Source organism: Methylobacter sp. (assembly GCF_023227905.1).
Lineage (GTDB): Bacteria > Pseudomonadota > Gammaproteobacteria > Methylococcales > Methylomonadaceae > Methylobacter_A.
The window spans coordinates 67697-85863 of record NZ_JALOCF010000011.1 but is presented as its reverse complement, the minus strand read 5'-3'; the positions used below and the strand labels follow the sequence as shown (position 1 = coordinate 85863).

The window sequence follows — 18167 nt, the reverse complement described above, 5'->3', positions numbered from 1 at the left end:
GCCGTTAAAAAGCGGTATTTGATGAAAATAATGGGGCGCCGCTGCGTTATTTCATGAAGCTCTCATCTTATAAGCCGACCTACGCTGAGAGATAATGGGGCTGGAGTCATTTGTCGTACTTGCTTTAGCATTTTCAATCAGCTTTGCCAATTCGGCGATAGTCGGCGTCTCGAATAGGCTGGACAGGGGAATGTCCACCGATAGTTGTCCACTAACGCGGATAATGACTTGCGTGGCGAGCAATGATTGCCCGCCTAACTCAAAGAAATTGTCGTGAATGCCGACGCGATTAATTCTCAAAACATCGCACCATATCTCGGCTAGCTGTTCCTCAACCTGATTACGCGGAGCAATAAAATCGGCATTCAAATCCTGCCGAGTCATATCCGGCACTGGCAGGGTCTTGCGGTCGATCTTGCCATTGGGCGTAAGCGGCAATTCATCAAGAAACACAAAAGCCGAAGGAATCATGAACTCCGGTAGCTGCGGTTTAAGAAAATCTTGAAGTTCAGAGAGGGTTAGCACAGAATCGCCAGACGCCACCAAGTAGGCTACCAGGCGTTTATCTCCCGGAAGGGGCTCGTACAGGTCCACTGCCACATCGCGTAAGTGCGGATGTTGGCGCAAAGTCGCCTCAATCTCGCCAAACTCAATGCGAAAGCCACGAATTTTGACCTGTGAGTCGTTGCGGCCTAGGTATTCAATGGTACCATCAGCCAGCCATCGAGCCAGGTCTCCGGTTTTGTACAATCGAGCCTGAGGGTCATTATTAAAAGGATGCCTGATAAATTTCTCGGCGGTTAATTCAGGCTGATTGAGATAGCCACGCGCCAAGCCATCGCCGCCAATATAAATTTCTCCTTTTACACCGATGGGAACCTGTTGCAAATGATCCAGAATATAAATCTGAGTATTATGTATAGGCCGCCCAATGGGAGCTGTAGAAGAATTAAAGTTTTTATTACTGAGCCAGTAAGTGGCATCAATACAAGCTTCGGTCGGTCCATAAAGGTTGCATACTGGTACATCAAGCTTTGCAAGAAAGCTCTGTAGGAGACGGCTGTTTAAAGCTTCGCCACCACAAAAAACTCTTTTCAAACTTGTACACTCGGATAACTCAGGGCATTCTTTAATATTTTCAAGAATGGAAGGCACAAACTGGATGACTGTAATAGCTTGTTGCTTCATGACATGGACAAGCATGGACGCGTCTTTATGCAATCCGGGTGCCGCTAAAACAAGTTGTGCTCCTGAGATGATGGGCGCGAAGAACTCCCAAACAGATGCATCAAAACCGAAAGGGGTTTTTTGTAAAACTCTATCATTACCGGATAAGGGGAAAACACTTTGCATCCATGACATATGGTTCACAAGTGCATTATGAGGGATCATAACGCCTTTAGGCTCCCCAGTGGAACCCGATGTGTAGATAACATACGCCAGATTATTTGGCGAAGCGTTGCAACATAAGTTCTCGGTACTTTCCTGGGCAAAATCATTCCGATATTTATCGAGGCAGACAAGTCGGCCTGAAAAAGCGGGGAATTGCGCAGCCAATGATGAATCCGTCAATAACACCGGCGCTTTTGTATCATCCAGCATAAAAGTTAGGCGTTGCAGGGGGTAAGTCGGATCTAACGGCACATAGGCTCCGCCTGCTTTAAGAATAGCGAGTAGGCTGATCACCAAGTCAATAGAGCGATCCATATTAACCGCCACCAAGGTATCGGGTTTAACCCCCAAGGTTTGCAGATAATGCGCCAGCTGGTTAGCTTTAATATTAAGGGCCTGATAAGTCAGTTGTTCATCTTCAAAAACCAGTGCTATGGCATCCGGTGTTTTTGTAACTTGCTCTTCAAAGAGTTGATGGATGCATTTGTTTTTAGGATAGTCGGTCTGAGTGGCATTCCATTCGACTGATAACTGGTGACGTTCAGGCACCGTAAGCAGCGGTAATTCGGCAATGGCGGTTTCCGGATCACCGACAATTGCTTGCAGTAAAGTTTGGAAATGGCCGGTCAGCCTGGCAATGGTTTCGGGATTGAATAGATCTGCATTGTAGTCAATCGTGCCTGCTAATCTACCGGGATGTTCCATTAATGAAAGTGCTAAGTCACATTTGGCTGCACGATTACCCGCAGTACACGTGTTAATCGCCGGATTTGATAATTGCGCCTTCTGCAATAATTCAGCGGACTGCAAATTCAGCATGACCTGAAATAACGGATGCCGGCTCATATCCTGTCGTATGTTTATTCCATCTACCAATTTTTCAAAAGGTATAGCCTGGTGACTATATGCACTCAGGCAGACTTCACGGACCCGCGTTAATAGCTGGCGAAAGCTTGGCGTTCCCGATAAATCGGTTCTTAATGCCAGCTTATTGACAAAAGAACCGCTCAGATTTTCAAGTTCCTGCTGATTGTGATCAGCAATCGCGGTGCCGACAACAATGTCGTCCTGGCCGCTGTAGCGCTGCAACAGCGCTTGAAAAGTCGCCAATAAGACCATGAATAAAGTCACGCCTTCCCGGCGGCTCAGGTCTTTCAGCCCGGCAACCAACTCTGGAGGCAAACTGAATGAATGAATGTCCCCGCGGAATGAAGGGACTGCCGGGCGCAGCCGATCAGTGGGCAATTCCAGTGTTGGCGCCCCAGCCAGCCTTGCCTTCCAGTAATCCAGCAGCGGCTCCATCGACTCAAGCATTTCCGGTTTTAGCTCTACACATTCTGAAAACTGCACAGTTACCGGCTCTTTGCATGGGGCTGGCAATTCCACAGACCGACCAAGTAAGCTCATTTTTCATATACCTCTAAAATAAAAGTTTGCCTTGTACGGTAGTCTTCGCAAAACAGCCATTTATCATCGGTAACATTAACCAAAGACCGGCTGGCGTTTTGCATGTGTTTGTAGGTTAAAAGTTTCCCCCTCTTCAATCAATAAGTGTGAGTACCTAAGCAGAACAACCGGTTTTATTAATCCCTAACTCCTGATAAAGCCCACCCCGCGCTTTCATCACAATCACATTGACGGCTCCAAATCAGCTGCTTTAAAAGTCGTCGCATCAATTGAACGCTTGAGAAAATAAGCCTACTTTGGGCTTCATACGGCTAAAGATATTTGAACAAAAGACTTTGCGGCGGACGAAAAAGACTGTGACATGGGCAAAAATTCAAAGGCGCAAGATCACATTTGATGGAATTGTTTTGGGGTTGCGCGCCGACCATTTGGAGCGTGCGCCTGATACCAAAGGCCTGGTTATTTCGAAAAAGGTTTTGTTTGAATCCGAAATTTTTTTTCACGTCCACGATTAACTTAAAACAAGTCTACCTGAGTCGTGCCGGACGGCTGCCAGCCGTTATTTCGGTTGAAGACACCTGCAATCAAAAAAGCAGGAAAAGGACATTAAGCTTAAGGCGGATCAAGTTGCCAAAATCCGGGATAAATCCGCCATGGCTCAGCACCGTCAGAAAGACAGCGCTGGAGCATAAAAACTACAGCTAATACTTAGCTATTCAAGATTTACTTAGCTGCACGGCAATAAAGCGCTTATGTGTTAAAGCGTATGGAATTTAAAAATCCGCTTGTAAATTAACACCGGCCGACTTACTTTCGTAAGATGCAATCGGGTTGTTGGATTCGCGGTTTTCAAAGTTCAACACAGGGCCTATGCTGATGCTGTCCAATGGATGGTACATCACATTTAAACCGACATTGGTCACCTTATCTTTTTGTTGGCCAAAACCAGCGGCACTGGTACCGCCACCGCCCAGATAATCCTGTTCTTGGTACGATATGGGCAGCATGAGGGCAATTTTAGGAGTGGCTTGCCAATTAAAATCAAACCATATGCCTTGGGTGAGCACAAAACTTGAAAACAGGTTATCGGCTTGAGAGACTTGACGTCGTGCGGAAAGATCCAATATGGTTTTTTCGCTGGCTTGCCAATTCAGGTTAACCTGCGCGATTATGTCGTCAAAATTACGGAAGCCAAAATTCTCATAGTCTTGTTGCACATAGCCGACAAGGCCATCAATACGCGTTTTACTATTGCTATGCCAATCCCAGGTTAATGCATAGTTCATTCGGGTATAGGCGTTATCCTGAGTGCTGCCAGGAAGTATTACGCGTTCCGGATATTCACCATCAGTTGCAATGACTTGTAAGCCTAAAGTGCTTCCGGTTGGACTTAAGTATTGCAGATCGGCTTGGACATTATTTTCAGCGTTATTACTAAATTGTCGGCTTGTACCGTCAAAATCTCTCTCTGTTCGAAATACGCCAAGCTTGATCTTGCCGTTGGGGTGAAACAGGTACCCGCCGTTGGCAAAATAACGTTGGGAATTTATCAGGTTGTCTAGCACGCCATTTAATTGACCAAAACCACCCAAGGCTTGAGCGTTGGCATAACCGATTTCGCCATCCAGATTGTTTCCTAACTGCCAATTCCATTGCGCGAGAGTGTCCCACCCTGTGTAATCCAAGGTGGTGAAGTTTTGGAACCAGTTTTGGTTAACATTCGCGTGAACGATAAAGTGCTGCCTGCTAACCGTCCAGTCTAGATCAAACCCGGCTGCCACTTGTTTGACGAATTCGCTTTTGTCGCTTTGGCCTGTGAGCGCTACCGGATCGGCAGTATCGGATAGCCTTAAAAAGTTGCTGTCGTATAGCAAGGTGGAGGCGACGTACGGCTTGATGGTGTCGTCCGGCGAAGCTACAGCGTAGCTTTTACTTGGCATCCCTCCTAACAGCAAAAAGAAACACGACAATAAGTACCGATTTTTAGCCGCATCGTTTTTGTTGCCGTACTGCAAATAATCACAAAATAACGACGCCATTATTACACCACTAAAGATAATAAGCTTTTAAAGCCGTTATCAGTTACTTTGTCTTTAGCAAGCGTTTGTCCGGTGTTTTTGCTGATACAAGCATTACGTGACGCTAAGCCACGCAATACGATGGTTTTGTAAACTTTATTTTTGTTTTTCATAGTCATGCCAGATTTTTATAATTATTGCAAAAGAATATCCAGGGCTTAATTGACTGCCAATAATCTGAAAATTATCTGTTAATTACCTAATGTCATCATAGTAGACTTTCGGTTGATGATTAACAATATTATCACGCTGTCTGCCAGTACTCCTGTAAATATTGTAATTCTAACCCGCTATTAGCGCTTATGATGCGCTGAGGTGCTTATTCTCATTCTCCTTGGGAAGCAGAATAACGGACACAAAATAAATGGACCTTCCCTTGCCTTGTGCTCATTGATTCCTTGATAGTAATCCACTGAAACGATTGCTTTTCAGTATTTGCTTTACTTTCGATCAGTTTAGCTTTTTGTATAACAAATGATGCAAGAGCTGATCCATAGCCATTCGCCAAGTTTGCTTGGCGCGGCACATCCTTTCATTGCCTGACAGATAGATATTCCTCTGAGGTCGCTGAACCAGCGTTTCGTTGTTCCGAAATGCTTCACTATCGTGAGTGATTAAAAAGCACAAATCGCCTTTGGCGTCTCGCTTATGGTGATTACCTATTGTTCCATGATTACGCATTAAAGCCTCAGTCATCTTGGTCCTTGACCATTTTTAATCGGTTCATTAATAAACTCGGAGCTGTTGCCATTGTGTCTATTGGCCAACGACGGAACTCGAATTGCAAATCTTCTAATGCCTGGATTGTAAGATGCTGAATAAATCAAAACCATACTTTAGTAATACTCTTGCTTTAACTTCTATTAAATAAGGATATATCTTGAACTATTAAAAATCCGTCAGCACAACACCGAGACATTGACTGCCTGTGTCTTGCAAGGCATCTTTTAATAACTGCAAGTCATTCATCCGGGTTTTGTGTTGGCGCACCACCAAAAGAGAACCACCACAATTTGAGGCGACGATCTGCGCATCGATAGCCTGCTCTGCGGGTGGAGTGTCTATCAGGATTACATCAAACTGTGTTTGCAATTCTTTCAGACATTTTTTTAAACCTCTGCTGATTAATTCGACCGGATTCGGGGGTATTGTGCCTGCCGGCAAAATCGACAAATCCCGGAACGCGGGAATTCGCGTAATCACCGTTAAATCAGCGCGTCCGGCCAATACGTCCGACAAGCCGTAAATGCTTTGTAGCTTAAACAATGCATGCTGCCGAGGCTGTCGTAGATCGGCATCGATTAACAGGGTGCGTTCGCCAAGCTGGGAAAAAACAATCGCCAGATTGGCCGCCATAAGACTGCGCCCCTCACCCCGGCTGAGACTGACTAACGTCAAGGTTTTATGGACATTGCTAAACCAGCGCAGCATTAGTTGCCCGCGCACAGCGCGCAACGCTTCCACTTGCGTACTCATAGGCTGGTACGCGGCAACCAGTTCCTGACTGAAGTTTTCTTCACCTGCGGTCAGGAATGGGAAGTCAAATTGGTATGACAAGGCTTTTTGTATGTCATCATCATCAACCAACCCTAGCGCCTTCGCAGCATCACCAAAGAGCATGCCTTTCTGCTTTTGCAAGGCGATTATGCGTTCGGCATCCCGAGGACTTATTTTTCCGGCATCCAGTAACAGAGCCCCCATTGAAGCGGTATTTTGCAGCTTGGTTATTTTGCTGCTCATCTTGCTGTTAATTGTGGTTTCTGCTTGCATTATGCATTGCCTCGATTATTTGGAATCGCCGCCAGAGCCATCAAGATGAGGCAGCTGAGCCATTCGATTTGGATTCGAATCAGGAAGAGAAATCACCGCAAGTACTGGAATAGTCAACAGCTGCGAAATGTCAAAGGCAGATCGCACTCGTCTATCCATCAGCTCTGCCACTAAGGCTGATCCTATTCCTAACATGCCCCCCAGAAATACTGACAGAATCATGTTTATCAGCACCTTGGGCTTGGCAGGTTTTTCCGGAGGGACGGCGGGATTAAGCACAGCCGTATTGGTTTGGCGCATCTCGCTTTCCATGCGACTCTGTACCGCTCGCTGCAGGGCAGCATCGTATATCCGTTGCGCGCTTTCCACCTCACGATTTAGCACTTTTATTTGGTCATGCTGTTGTTTTAGTTTCAGCACCTTTTCTTTTTGTTCAGCAAAGGCATTGGCGATTATCTTGTCATGCTGACTGGAGGAAGCCACCCCTCCCTCAATGCTGTGTAACACCATTTTAATTTCAAACTGAACTTTCTGTCTCAGGCTATCCACCTCGGCTTTCGTTTGCTTGTATAGGGGATGATTTACATCAAGACGCTTGGACAATTCGGCAAATTTAGCTTCTGCTCTTGCTAAATCCGACTTGAGCGATTGAATAACAGGACTGCTCAATACCTCTTGCAACGATTCTAACGATCTGCCTTGTTTGGTAGTGGCTGCCAGCAAATCTTTTCTGGATTGCAATTCGCTGGTGCGAGCCTGATTGTCTACCAACTGTTTTGATAGTTCTGCCAGGCGGGAACCTTCCAAGTCAAGACGATCATCCGTCGCGACGATACCGTGTTGTTGCTGATAAGTGGACAGCACGGATTGGGCATGTTCAAGATTATTTCTCAATGTGGCCATTTGTGAGTCAAACCAGTCTGCACTCAATTTGGCCGGCTGAGCTTGTAACTCCATACCCGTCTGTATATAAGCATCGGCAAAGGCGTTGACAATGTTCGCGGCTATCTGGGGATCAGGATAAGTAAAATCAACCTGCATCACACTGCTGTCGCGTGACGGTTTGATTTCCAGTTCTTTCAGTAACGAATCCGCAATCCAGTCTTCGATATTGCCAATGCTCTCGGATTTTGCAAAGTCTTCTTGTATTTTTGGGTCTTCACTCAGTTTCAGTTTTTCACTCACTTTGCGCGCCACATTGCGGCTGCCGATTATATCGACCTGCGTCGCTATATACCCCGGCAGCAATCGGACCGGCAAGGTCATGCCCGTCACCGGATCGACGCTTTTCTGGTCAACCACTATCGAAGTCGTAGCGACATATTCCTTGGGCAGCAACAAACTGACCACCAAGGTCGTGATTATCGTCATCATCAATACCGACAAGACAATCGATCTGTGTGACAGGAGAATATTAATAAATTGATAAAAGTTCATAATGTTCCGCTGCGTGGCTGGCTCAACCTGAGCAATCGACAAAATAAAATATTTACAGATTATTGCTTGCTGAATTAAAACCAGCGTTCGCCAACATAAATCACATCATCTTTTAATACAGCATCATCCAAGTCCACATCAATCTCCTTCAAAGCGCCGCTTTTGTCCTTGCGTTTGATGGTTATGCCGTTTTCCGTACCGCGCAGCGTTAGACCGCCACCCATCGGCAAAGCTTTCATCACTGAAGCATCCGGTTCAACCCGATAACTGCCCGGGTGCTGTACTTCGCCATAAATATAAAACATGGGGGCTTTAGGCACATAGACTTGATCGCCTTGACGCACCTTAAAAGGTACGACATTTCCAACATCTTCCAGATAAGCTTTTAAATCCAGTTCCTGCCTTTGCGGCTTGCCGTCGACAGTGCGAGTGACTATCACCTTGGTGTCGCCCATTTCGTCAATTCCTTCAGCCATGGCAATCAGATCGACTATTGAGCTATTGGAATCCAGTGGATAACGGCCTGGTCTATTAACATGGCCCAACACCGACACCTGTTGGCTGACATTGTTTAATACAGAAACACTGACTTGGGCATCATGAATAAACCCTCCTTTGATCAGACGCACGGCAATGGCCTCCTCCAGCTCTATGCTGGATTTTCCGCTAGCGTCCACTTCTCCGATTAGGGGAAAGGTAATCCGGCCATCAGCTGAAACGCGGGTTTCAGTTCTTAGATCGTCATAACCGTACACAGAGATACGCAAGACATCATCCGGACCAATATTGTAGGCTGCTATACCTTGCTGAATAGGTGACAATAACAAAACCATTAGCAATAGATAGCGTTTATAAAACCATTGTAATTTAGTATTAGTAAGCATTTTTATCCTCTATGACCACGTTGATAGTTTTAAATATGATCAATAAGTCGAGAAATAATGACCAGTTGCGCAGGTAATCGAGATCGTAATCAATCCGGGCCTGCATTTTTTCCAGAGTATCGGTTTCACCACGGAAACCATTGATCTGCGCCCAGCCGGTAATGCCGGGCTTTACCTTATGCCTGATCATGTATCCTTTGATCAGGCTGCGGTACATTTCATTATGACTGACAGCATGCGGTCTCGGACCGACAACGCTCATGCCTCCCTGTAGTACATTGATAAACTGCGGTAACTCGTCCAGAGATGTTTTCCGTAGAAAACTGCCAAACCGGGTAATTCTTGGATCATTACGGGTTGCCTGGTTAACCTGTTCATCGTCTTCCATAACCGTCATACTGCGAAATTTATAAACAACAATCTCCTTGCCATCCAATCCATATCGACGCTGCTTGAATAGCACCGGTCCGCGCGAGGTAAGCTTTATGCCAACGGCAATCAACAGCATCAAAGGTGAGATAACCAGCAAAATCAACAGCGAGATGATTACATCGCTGACCCGTTTAATTATGCTGTTGATACCGACAAACGGGCTTTCACACACTGCTACTATGGGAATGCCGTCTATGATGCTGATGTTGGCCTGAATTAAATCAAATGAAGCTAAATCCGGCACAAAGTAAATTGATGCGGTGGTGTCGCGTAAATCATCCAGTAACGCCAGAATCCGCGGCTGTGCGCTCAAAGGTAAAGCGATGTAAATATGCTGAACGTTATAGGCTTTAACAAACGCAGCAGTCGCAGCAATGCTGCCTAGCCGCGGCTGGCATTGTTTGTCTTCCGGCAAGCGTTCCGACCAGCGATCATCGAAAAACCCCATGCAGCCCACTCTCAACAACGGGTTTCGCTTAAATTGGTGCGTTAACTTGCGGCTTATATCGCTAAGCCCGACAATAACCGCACGGGAGGACCATCGCCGCAGCACTAAGCCAGCCATGGAGTTACTCCAAATAGTTTTACTGAATTCAGAATCTATACTGTTAATCATAATGAATGGCCAGTAAAAAAAGCGATAGGACAATAATTCAAAAAAACCATCTTCAAACCGTACATGAATTATTAAGAGGGCTTAAGTTCCGTGTCACCCTACCCTCACCTGCGCAGCGCTGATCAAGATTAGCAAGTACGAACGAGCCTATAGACAACAAAACCAAGACATTCTCTTTAATAATTTTCATGGTGAACTCCTAAAAGGATTATGAAAATAATTTGCTTTTTGCATCACCCATCAATTTAAAACGATTGCTGAAACTGTCATTCAATCCAGTCCAATACTTAATGATGCAAACACTTCTATGTCTTAAAAATAAGCATCCTAAAAACAAGTTAGTCTGTTGGAAAAATAGGAACAGTCTCAGATTATAAGAAACACATCCTTTGAACAATTAGTAAAAACACTTAAATACTTCAAGTGCTTAGCTTCTGCTTGCGTCGACAGGCCGGCAATTTCTCATCATGAGGCATCAAAAAAATCAGGAAGAAATTCAAGGAATGTTGTTAACAATAATTCGCTGTAAGCCAATGCAACAACACATGACCCCTTAAATTAATAGCGGCAGGAAAGCGGTTATCAACCGGTTTAGCATTGTGGGAAAGATCTGATGCCTATCCAACAAAAACTGCTTACACAAAATTCGAAATCGCCTGTGCAAGCAAGGAATGCATAATTTTTGTGCCAAGGACTTAAGTATTACTCAATGCCATTCGCACAAAATTGTTGCCACTGCCATAGATCGGCACACATCTTTTCCAGATCTCGGGTTGCCTCACAACCAAGCTCTGCCTTAGCCAGCTCAGTATTAGCATAGCAACTTGCAATATCGCCTGTTCTTCTACCAACAATGCGATAGGGTACGGACTGTCCTGTCACTCGCTCAAAGGCAGCAACCATTTCAAGCACACTATAGCCGCGCCCGGTACCAAGATTGAACGTATAAACACCTGGCTCTGCCTGGTTGATTTTTTCCAAGGCTTTTTTATGGCCATTGGCCAGATCAGATACATGAATATAATCCCGTACCCCCGTACCATCCGGCGTTGGCCAATCATTGCCATATACCGGGAGCTCGCTCAATTTGCCTGCCGCCACTTGCGATACATAGGGCATCAAATTATTGGGAACGCCGTTAGGATCTTCACCGATCATGCCGCTCTCGTGCGCACCTACCGGGTTGAAGTAACGCAGCAGCATGATATGCCAGCGAGCATCCGATACAAACAAATCCCGCAGGATCTCTTCGTTCATCAGCTTCGACCTGCCGTAAGGATTGGTCACTTTAAGCGGAAAATCCTCACTAATCGGCACGCTTGCAGGATCGCCATAAACAGTAGCTGACGAACTGAACACCAGTTTAAATACGCCGAATTCCGTCATTACTTGGCACAAGGCTAAAGTACTGCCGATATTATTGTCGTAATATTGCAGCGACTGCTGAACCGATTCGCCCACCGCCTTTAGCCCTGCAAAATGAATCACCGCATCAATCTTGTGTTCTGAAAAAACACCGCGCAGCGCCTCCTTATCGCGGACATCCGCCTGTATCAGCGTAGGTCGCTTTCCGGTAATGGCCGCCACTCGGTCCACAACACTAGCTTTACTGTTGAGCAGATTATCAATGATTACCACTTGGTAGCCTGAATTCAACAACTCCACACAAGTATGACTACCAATAAAACCTACTCCGCCTGTCACTAAAATATTCATGCTATATTCCTTTATCATCTTGCCGCGACAACCTTTCCCTTGATCCCCGCATTCCTGTCGGCGTTCGCAATATTTCCCGGTCAGCCATCCCCATTAACGTCTGCGAGGCACAAGAATGGAGTTCAATAACTTTGAATCCAGTGTTGTCGTAGCGCTTGAAAAAATGCTTGCTTAATTATTTTGTAGACATGACTTCATTTTCCCCGTCAGGTGAATCTCGGAGAGAACATACATCTACGGGCACACATTAAGTTAAATGACGAGACCTTGGTATATCGTCAAATACTTAGAAAAACGTTAATTAAATCAATATGGGACGCCGTGAGCGGCAGGTTAAATCTGTAGCATGGCATATGCTGTCAGGACATCATCTGCCAAGAATGTGGCAGCGGCAAAATTACAAAATCCGAGCGTTCAGAACAAGAAATACAACGTTATTGACGGCAATAAGGGTTGATCATTCAGAATCTTCCTTTCTAACTTTTGTCGCAGGAGAAGCTCTGTTATTTGAAATACAAGGGACTGGTGTTGAGGATTAACAAAAAGCACAGTCATCAGTACGCTAAAAAGCGGACCGCCAGCAAGGAAGCAGATCCTATAGCTACACGGCTGCGTCAAGCAGTATGGAAGTTGGACTCGAAGCCTTCTTTAAAGGCCGGCATAGACTGGTAAAAGCGCTGATTTATCAGTTTATTAATGCAATCAATGTTCTTGAAACTTTAATAAACCGCCTTCTCGCAAAAATCAGCGTTTGAATGGCATGAAAATGAAAGACGACGTTAATTAAAACTCATCATTTTTAATAAAATCACGCACCAAAAACATCGCATCCCCATAGCTGAAGAATCGGTAAGATTGGTCAATAGCATGCTTGTAAGCATTCATAATATGCTCATAACCGGCAAACGCTGAGACCAGCATCAACAGGGTAGATTCGGGCAGGTGAAAGTTGGTCAATATTGCATCGACTGATTTGAATTGATAGCCTGGGGTAATAAACAAGTCAGTATCGCCAAAGCCGGCCTCAAGCTGGCCACTTTGGGATGCCGATTCCAGCGCCCTGACCGCAGTCGTGCCTATCGCGACAACCCGCCCTCCCCTTGCTTTGGCTTGCTGAACGGCCGCTACCGCCTCCGGCAGCACGGCAAAATATTCTTTGTGCATTAAATGTTCGGATAAATTCTCTACCCTGACCGGCTGAAAAGTACCGCTGCCGACATGCAAGGTCACAAAAGCGCTTTGCACACCTTTGGCTTTAAGTTTCTCCATCATGGCTTGATCGAAATGAAGCCCTGCTGTGGGCGCTGCAACGGCTCCGACCTCTCTTGCAAAGACGGTCTGGTAGCGAGCCAGATCGGATTGATCGTCTTCTCGGGTAATATAAGGCGGCAATGGAATATGGCCGATTTGCTCCAATATCGTAAGCAAACTAGGCTCGCCCTTAAATTCCAGATGAAAGAGATCGTCCGCCCGCCCCAAGACTTCGCAGCCATAGCCGTTATCCAATTCAATTAAAGTACCCGCTTTTGCCGCTTTGCTGGCTCTGACATGAGCAATGGCATGATGATCGTCCAAAATACGTTCGATAAGAATCTCGACCTTGCCGCCGCTTTGCTTTTTACCAAACAATCTAGCTGGAATCACTTTAGTATCATTAAAAACCAACAAGTCACGCTCGTCGATCAAATCAATGAAGTCGATAAATTGCCGGTCAGCTATTCGTCCGGTATTTCGATCCATGCATAACAGGCGACTTGCAGTGCGTTCCGCCAAGGGTTTTTGCGCAATTAGCGCTTCGGGTAACAGGTAATTAAAATCACTTTTTTTCATAGCGGGCGATATTATCAGGTTAGGCTTTTTAAATACACCTTAAAAAAAGCTGGCCTTTTTGATAAGTCTTGCCTATAATGTCCGTTCTTTGCCGGGGTGGCGGAACTGGTAGACGCGCCGGATTCAAAATCCGGTGATGGTGACATCGTGCCGGTTCGATTCCGGCCCTCGGTACCAAACATTGGTTCAGAGCCGTGCAAAGAACCCTAAAAACCCGCAAGTCGTAAGGCTTCGCGGGTTTTTTATTGCCCGGTGAAATGCAATAGAATGTAGAACCGCTCGATAATTCTTCCAACATCTTAATATCAGCAATAAAATTAATTGCAAATTGAGGCCAAGCGCTTAACGGCCATACGCAACGTTCAGCCGGGAAATAAAGACAGCCGTTTTAACGACAATTCAAGCGACCCACTGTCCAGATAAATATCCAGTCAACTTATAAGTTGGATCCCTACTAACATTTTAACCAAATAGCGCCGTCCCATTTCTTCTGTTAGAGAGACGGACACCTTCTTCGTACCATTAAATTTATCGACAACCCCTACACTATCAATGACTGCCTGGTATATCCGGGCCGATGTTTTTGCCCTATAAATCTCGTTGTCCTTTCCTCATAACAAAGCTGAAAATAGCACATCAATCCTATCAAGTAAGTCCTACTGCTCACGTATTAATATTTCATTGTCCGCGCCCACAATGACCCGGTAAAAATATTGTCCATTACATGGCCGCGCCCGTCTTTATTGATAATGCCTTTGTTGAACAAGACCAGGACTTCAATTGGACTGCTCCTCAATACTTGAGTCCAAATCCTTTCGCTTAGCCATAGCCGCCTCGTAAGATATTTAGTTTATGTATAATTTAGAAGGCATCGAACGATTGCTGAGAATAGAAAAGTTAACTCAACAAATTCGTTGACATGAATAACTCTTCTACTTGCTTTCAAAAATGGTAAACTTACAAAAAGGGTAAGGCTGAACAAAAACACACATTAAGAAACTTGATTCGTTCTACTACGAACATCTTGCCTAATGCCCCAAACAGAGGCTATTACAACTAGACACAACGCCGCTGAAGCATTGATACCCTGTCATAATATACTGAATTGGAATCTTCCGAATTTAGCTTATTAGTTAACACATTGATTGATTAACGCAACGATTTTGGATAATTAGCGAATGAATACATTCACCTTAAAGAATTTGATATCTTCATGTTATAGGGGCAGTCTTGGGACGATTTTTTTTAGTTGCATAGTTTTTTTACTGTCCAATTCGACTTTTGCCCTGGCAGGCAATGTTTACCGCCTCAATCCTGGTGATAAACTGGAAATCACCGTTTGGCAAGAGGAAAATTTAAAACAGGAGGTAGTAGTGCTGCCGGATGGTACGATCTCCTTTCCCTTGGTCGGGCACGTTCCCGCTGCCGGTAAAACGACTGAAGACTTGGTTAGATTACTACGGGAGCGTCTTAATAAATTCATTCCTGACTCCGAAATAAACGTCAGAATGCTTGCCGCAGAGGGTAACTTGATTTATGTCACTGGCGAGGTCATACACCCCGGTCAATTTATAATGAAAGGCCCCATGGATGTGATGCAAGCCTTAAGTATGGCTGGCGGCTTAACTCCATTTGCAAAAAAAAATAGCATCATAATTTTGAGACGTGAAGCAGACGGTCGAGCCAGAACCTTTCCCTTCGAGTATGGCGATGTGGAGGACGGAGAAAACATAGAATCCAATATCTTATTGCAAAGCGGCGATACTATTGTTGCTCCTTAAATCATTCCAAAAAAACATGTGCCGCAACCGAAGCATAGCATTGCTTGTTCTAACCTGCATTGCTTTTGGAAAAGACGTAGCCGCAGCTGAATGGGCATTGAAAGGCTCTTTGGAGCAAGGGCTGCAATATAACGACAATATTGCATTCAGTTCTATTCAAAAAGATTCTGTGGTTGGATACCTTTTGAAACCAAGTTTAGAAGCAACCCGAAAGACAGGGGTACTGGACCTTGGCTTTGAAGGACAGGGAGATATTCGTCGTTACGATAACTCTCACTGGGATTGTGATAATTATAAACTAAGCTCGAACAATGGCTATCACACCAATCGCAGTGTCTTTAATTTAGATGGTGGGTACAGCGCTAGCTGTTCATATGCCCAACAAATCGAAGATACAGGGCTACTTACACCCAATAATCAGTCTAAAAGCTATTACGTGGCTCCCTCGTGGACCTGGCAGTGGACACCACGCGATCAGTTGGTTCTAAATACTTCATACTCCAAGACAAGCTATAGCAATCCAGTTGGCGGAGTCGCTTCAATTGACGGACTAAATTTCAGAGGGAACGAGACCTACAAAGTTAGTTTGGGTGGAAGCCATGAATGGAACCAGCGTCTATCTTTAAATGAAAAACTTTTATTTTCCGACATCCAATACACTGGCTCGAATACATCGGCTCAAAATCTGTTTGGCTTTCAACTGGGCGCGAACTATGAAATCAATCACCTTTGGTCGGCAAGCGTGTCTGGCGGCCCCCTGTGGGTTGACTCACAGCAGGATTCAAACGGCGCGACAGATGGACAGAATTCTTCATCGTCATTAGGCAGTGTTGCTGATATTAGTCTAAAATACAAGGACGAGTTGACCCAGTTTTCTGCCGGTTTTACTAACTCTGTTGGTCCTAGCGCTATCGGGCAAACACTGCAAACCAGCTCCATTTTCGCTAATTATTCGTACCGTTTAACCCAACATCTCTTACTGGATCTCAGAAGCAATTATAGGCGTAGCGAATCGTTCAACAACATCTCAGCCAGTCAATTTAATCGCAACTACTACACTGTGATCCCGGGCGTTGCTTGGGAGCTCGCAAAAGATTGGCAGCTAAAGGGCAGTTACGCTTACAGTTCTCAGGATTTCCAGCAAGACAATAATGATTTTCAAAATTTAACTGATGGATCGATGGACTCTAACGCAGTAATGTTTTCGCTGGGCTATTCCTGGGATGGAGTCCGAATTTCCCGTTAGCTTATTAAATTGACCAAAGCTTGCCCATCAGTTTCTCATAACCTCGAAAAAAATACCGGCAATACATCAATCGCCACAACATTCTGATTATAAATAAATAACAGCTCACCCGATCATATTAGAGAAAAGCCAAGTCCATTCAGAGGCGCGTCATCGGCTCTTACCAACCAGTCTCATAAGCTCCGCTTTTGGCATGACGACCGCTTGAGGCGCGAACGTTAAGCCGAACACAGTCTTTAATGTCGAATAAATACACATTGAAAGGTATTTATTGGCAGTTCCTCACTCTTGTTTCTCGCTAAGACACGGTTAAAAAGGGCTTTTTTAGTTATGCTCGACATTCCCACATAATCATCTCAAATTGGCAATTGATCAATGATGTGCTCGCCGATTGCCAGAGAGGCTGTAGCGGCAGGACTTGGGGCGTTAAGGACATGCAAGGCGTCCTGACGGACTAGCAAATGAAAGTCATCCACTAAATCCCCTGTAGGTTTCATGGCTTGCGCACGGACGCCGGCGCCGCCGGGCACAATGTCAGATGCGCGAATATCAGGCACAAGCCGTTGTAGTGCATGACAAAAGTGCACTTTGCTGAATGATTGGATCAGCTCTGTGCATGCCATAGCAGGATATTTATGGAGAAACCGCCATAAACCGGGAAAAAACAACATATCCAGCATGTCGCTGCCGTTAAATTTCGTTAATTGATAGCCTTCGCGAGCAAAAGCAAGAACTGCGTTCGGACCGGCCTCGATGCCGCCTTGAATCATCCGTGTGAAATGGACCCCGAGAAACGGAAATTGTGGATTAGGCACGGGGTAAACCAGGTTTTTCACCAGATGCTGGGCCTCAGGCTTGAGATTATAGTATTCACCGCGAAACGGAACAATTCGTAGATCTCGCTGCTCGCCTGCCTGCTTAGCCACGAGGTCGCAGTGCAACCCGGCGCAATTAATCAGGAAATCGGCATCGAACTCAGCGGTCTTCGTGGTGGCGACCCACGCGCCCGCTTTGCGTTCGAGGCGTTCGACTTTGGCGGCTGTAATGATGCGCCCTCCTCGTTCTTGAATACGAAATGCCAGTCGATCGCAGACTTGCCGGTAATCGACAATGCCTTCTTCCGGTACATGAACGGCGGCGACACCGTTGACATGCGGCTCTATTTTTCGCATTTCAGCCGCTTCTATTTTGCGTAATCCTTGCAGCCCATTTGCATTGCCACGTCGAAGCAATTCATCCAATCGTGGCAGCTCTTCTGGGGTCACTGCCACAACGAGTTTACCGCAGATTTCATGAGCGATACCCTCCTCACGGCAAAACTTTGTCATTTGCCGGATACCGGCTACGGCTAATTTCGCTTTGGCTGAGCCGGGTGCATAATAGAGGCCTGCGTGCAGCACTCCGCTGTTATGCGTGCTTTGGTGCATGCCGACGGCCGCCTCCTTCTCAAGCAAGGTGAGGCGCGCTAGCGGAAACCGCTCCAGTAACCGATAAGCCGTTGCTAAACCAACCAAACCGCCACCGATAATAAGAAAAGATTTTTGTCTATTCATAAGGCTATGCTCAAAAGTTATGGAT

12 protein-coding genes and 1 tRNA gene are annotated in these 18167 nt (G+C 45.6%); 3 read left to right on the top strand and 10 right to left on the bottom strand.

The genetic code is table 11. The features are described 5' to 3' along the window. Positions 1-51 precede the first annotated feature (51 nt). From M0R47_RS06750 to queA, 9 genes are all read right to left on the bottom strand, one after another. Positions 52-2742 carry an amino acid adenylation domain-containing protein gene (locus M0R47_RS06750; protein WP_292552179.1) on the bottom strand — a complete coding sequence of 897 codons (2691 nt, stop codon included), beginning with the start codon at positions 2740-2742 and terminating at the stop codon, positions 52-54. Between the two features lie 830 nt (positions 2743-3572). Further along, a complete protein-coding gene (gene epsL / locus M0R47_RS06745; RefSeq protein ID WP_292552177.1) occupies positions 3573-4838 on the bottom strand; it encodes an XrtB/PEP-CTERM-associated polysaccharide biosynthesis outer membrane protein EpsL in 1266 nt (421 codons plus the stop codon). Positions 4839-4840: 2 nt separating this feature from the next. Next, a complete protein-coding gene (locus M0R47_RS06740) occupies positions 4841-4990 on the bottom strand; it encodes a hypothetical protein (RefSeq protein WP_292552175.1) in 150 nt (49 codons plus the stop codon). A 775-nt stretch (positions 4991-5765) separates the two neighbouring features. Beyond that, complete coding sequence (epsG, locus tag M0R47_RS06735; protein WP_292552172.1) at positions 5766-6647, bottom strand: chain length determinant protein tyrosine kinase EpsG; 882 nt, start codon at positions 6645-6647, stop codon at positions 5766-5768. A 15-nt stretch (positions 6648-6662) separates the two neighbouring features. Continuing rightward, positions 6663-8084: a chain length determinant protein EpsF gene (gene epsF / locus M0R47_RS06730; RefSeq protein WP_292552169.1), complete on the bottom strand. Its 1422-nt coding sequence runs from the start codon at positions 8082-8084 to the stop codon at positions 6663-6665. 74 nt (positions 8085-8158) lie between these two features. Further along, the gene (gene epsE / locus M0R47_RS06725; RefSeq protein WP_292552166.1) at positions 8159-8968 is read right to left on the bottom strand and encodes a polysaccharide export protein EpsE; all 810 of its coding nucleotides are present in this window, start codon (positions 8966-8968) and stop codon (positions 8159-8161) included. After that, positions 8958-9965, bottom strand: a complete 1008-nt coding sequence (locus tag M0R47_RS06720; RefSeq protein ID WP_292552163.1) for an undecaprenyl-phosphate glucose phosphotransferase — start codon at positions 9963-9965, stop codon at positions 8958-8960. The genes epsE and M0R47_RS06720 overlap by 11 nt, the downstream gene beginning before the upstream one ends. Before the next feature lie 753 nt (positions 9966-10718). Then, positions 10719-11732, bottom strand: coding sequence for a UDP-glucose 4-epimerase GalE (galE, locus tag M0R47_RS06715; protein WP_292552160.1), 1014 nt, complete (start codon positions 11730-11732; stop codon positions 10719-10721). A gap of 783 nt (positions 11733-12515) precedes the next feature. After that, entirely contained in the window at positions 12516-13562 is a 1047-nt protein-coding gene (queA, locus tag M0R47_RS06710) for a tRNA preQ1(34) S-adenosylmethionine ribosyltransferase-isomerase QueA (RefSeq protein WP_292552157.1), read from the bottom strand. Between the two features lie 90 nt (positions 13563-13652). On the opposite strand from queA, the gene M0R47_RS06705 reads away from it, so the two are divergent. From M0R47_RS06705 to M0R47_RS06695, 3 genes are all read left to right on the top strand, one after another. After that, positions 13653-13739, top strand: a tRNA-Leu gene (locus M0R47_RS06705). Positions 13740-14740: 1001 nt separating this feature from the next. After that, positions 14741-15343, top strand: coding sequence for a polysaccharide biosynthesis/export family protein (locus M0R47_RS06700; protein ID WP_292552154.1), 603 nt, complete (start codon positions 14741-14743; stop codon positions 15341-15343). Next, positions 15330-16589 (top strand): hypothetical protein, encoded by a 1260-nt coding sequence (locus M0R47_RS06695; protein WP_292552152.1) that lies wholly within the window; start codon positions 15330-15332, stop codon positions 16587-16589. The genes M0R47_RS06700 and M0R47_RS06695 overlap by 14 nt, the downstream gene beginning before the upstream one ends. A gap of 356 nt (positions 16590-16945) precedes the next feature. On the opposite strand, the gene lhgO is transcribed toward M0R47_RS06695, so the two are convergent. Next, a complete protein-coding gene (gene lhgO / locus M0R47_RS06690; RefSeq protein WP_292552149.1) occupies positions 16946-18142 on the bottom strand; it encodes an L-2-hydroxyglutarate oxidase in 1197 nt (398 codons plus the stop codon). Between the last annotated feature and the right edge of the window lie 25 nt (positions 18143-18167).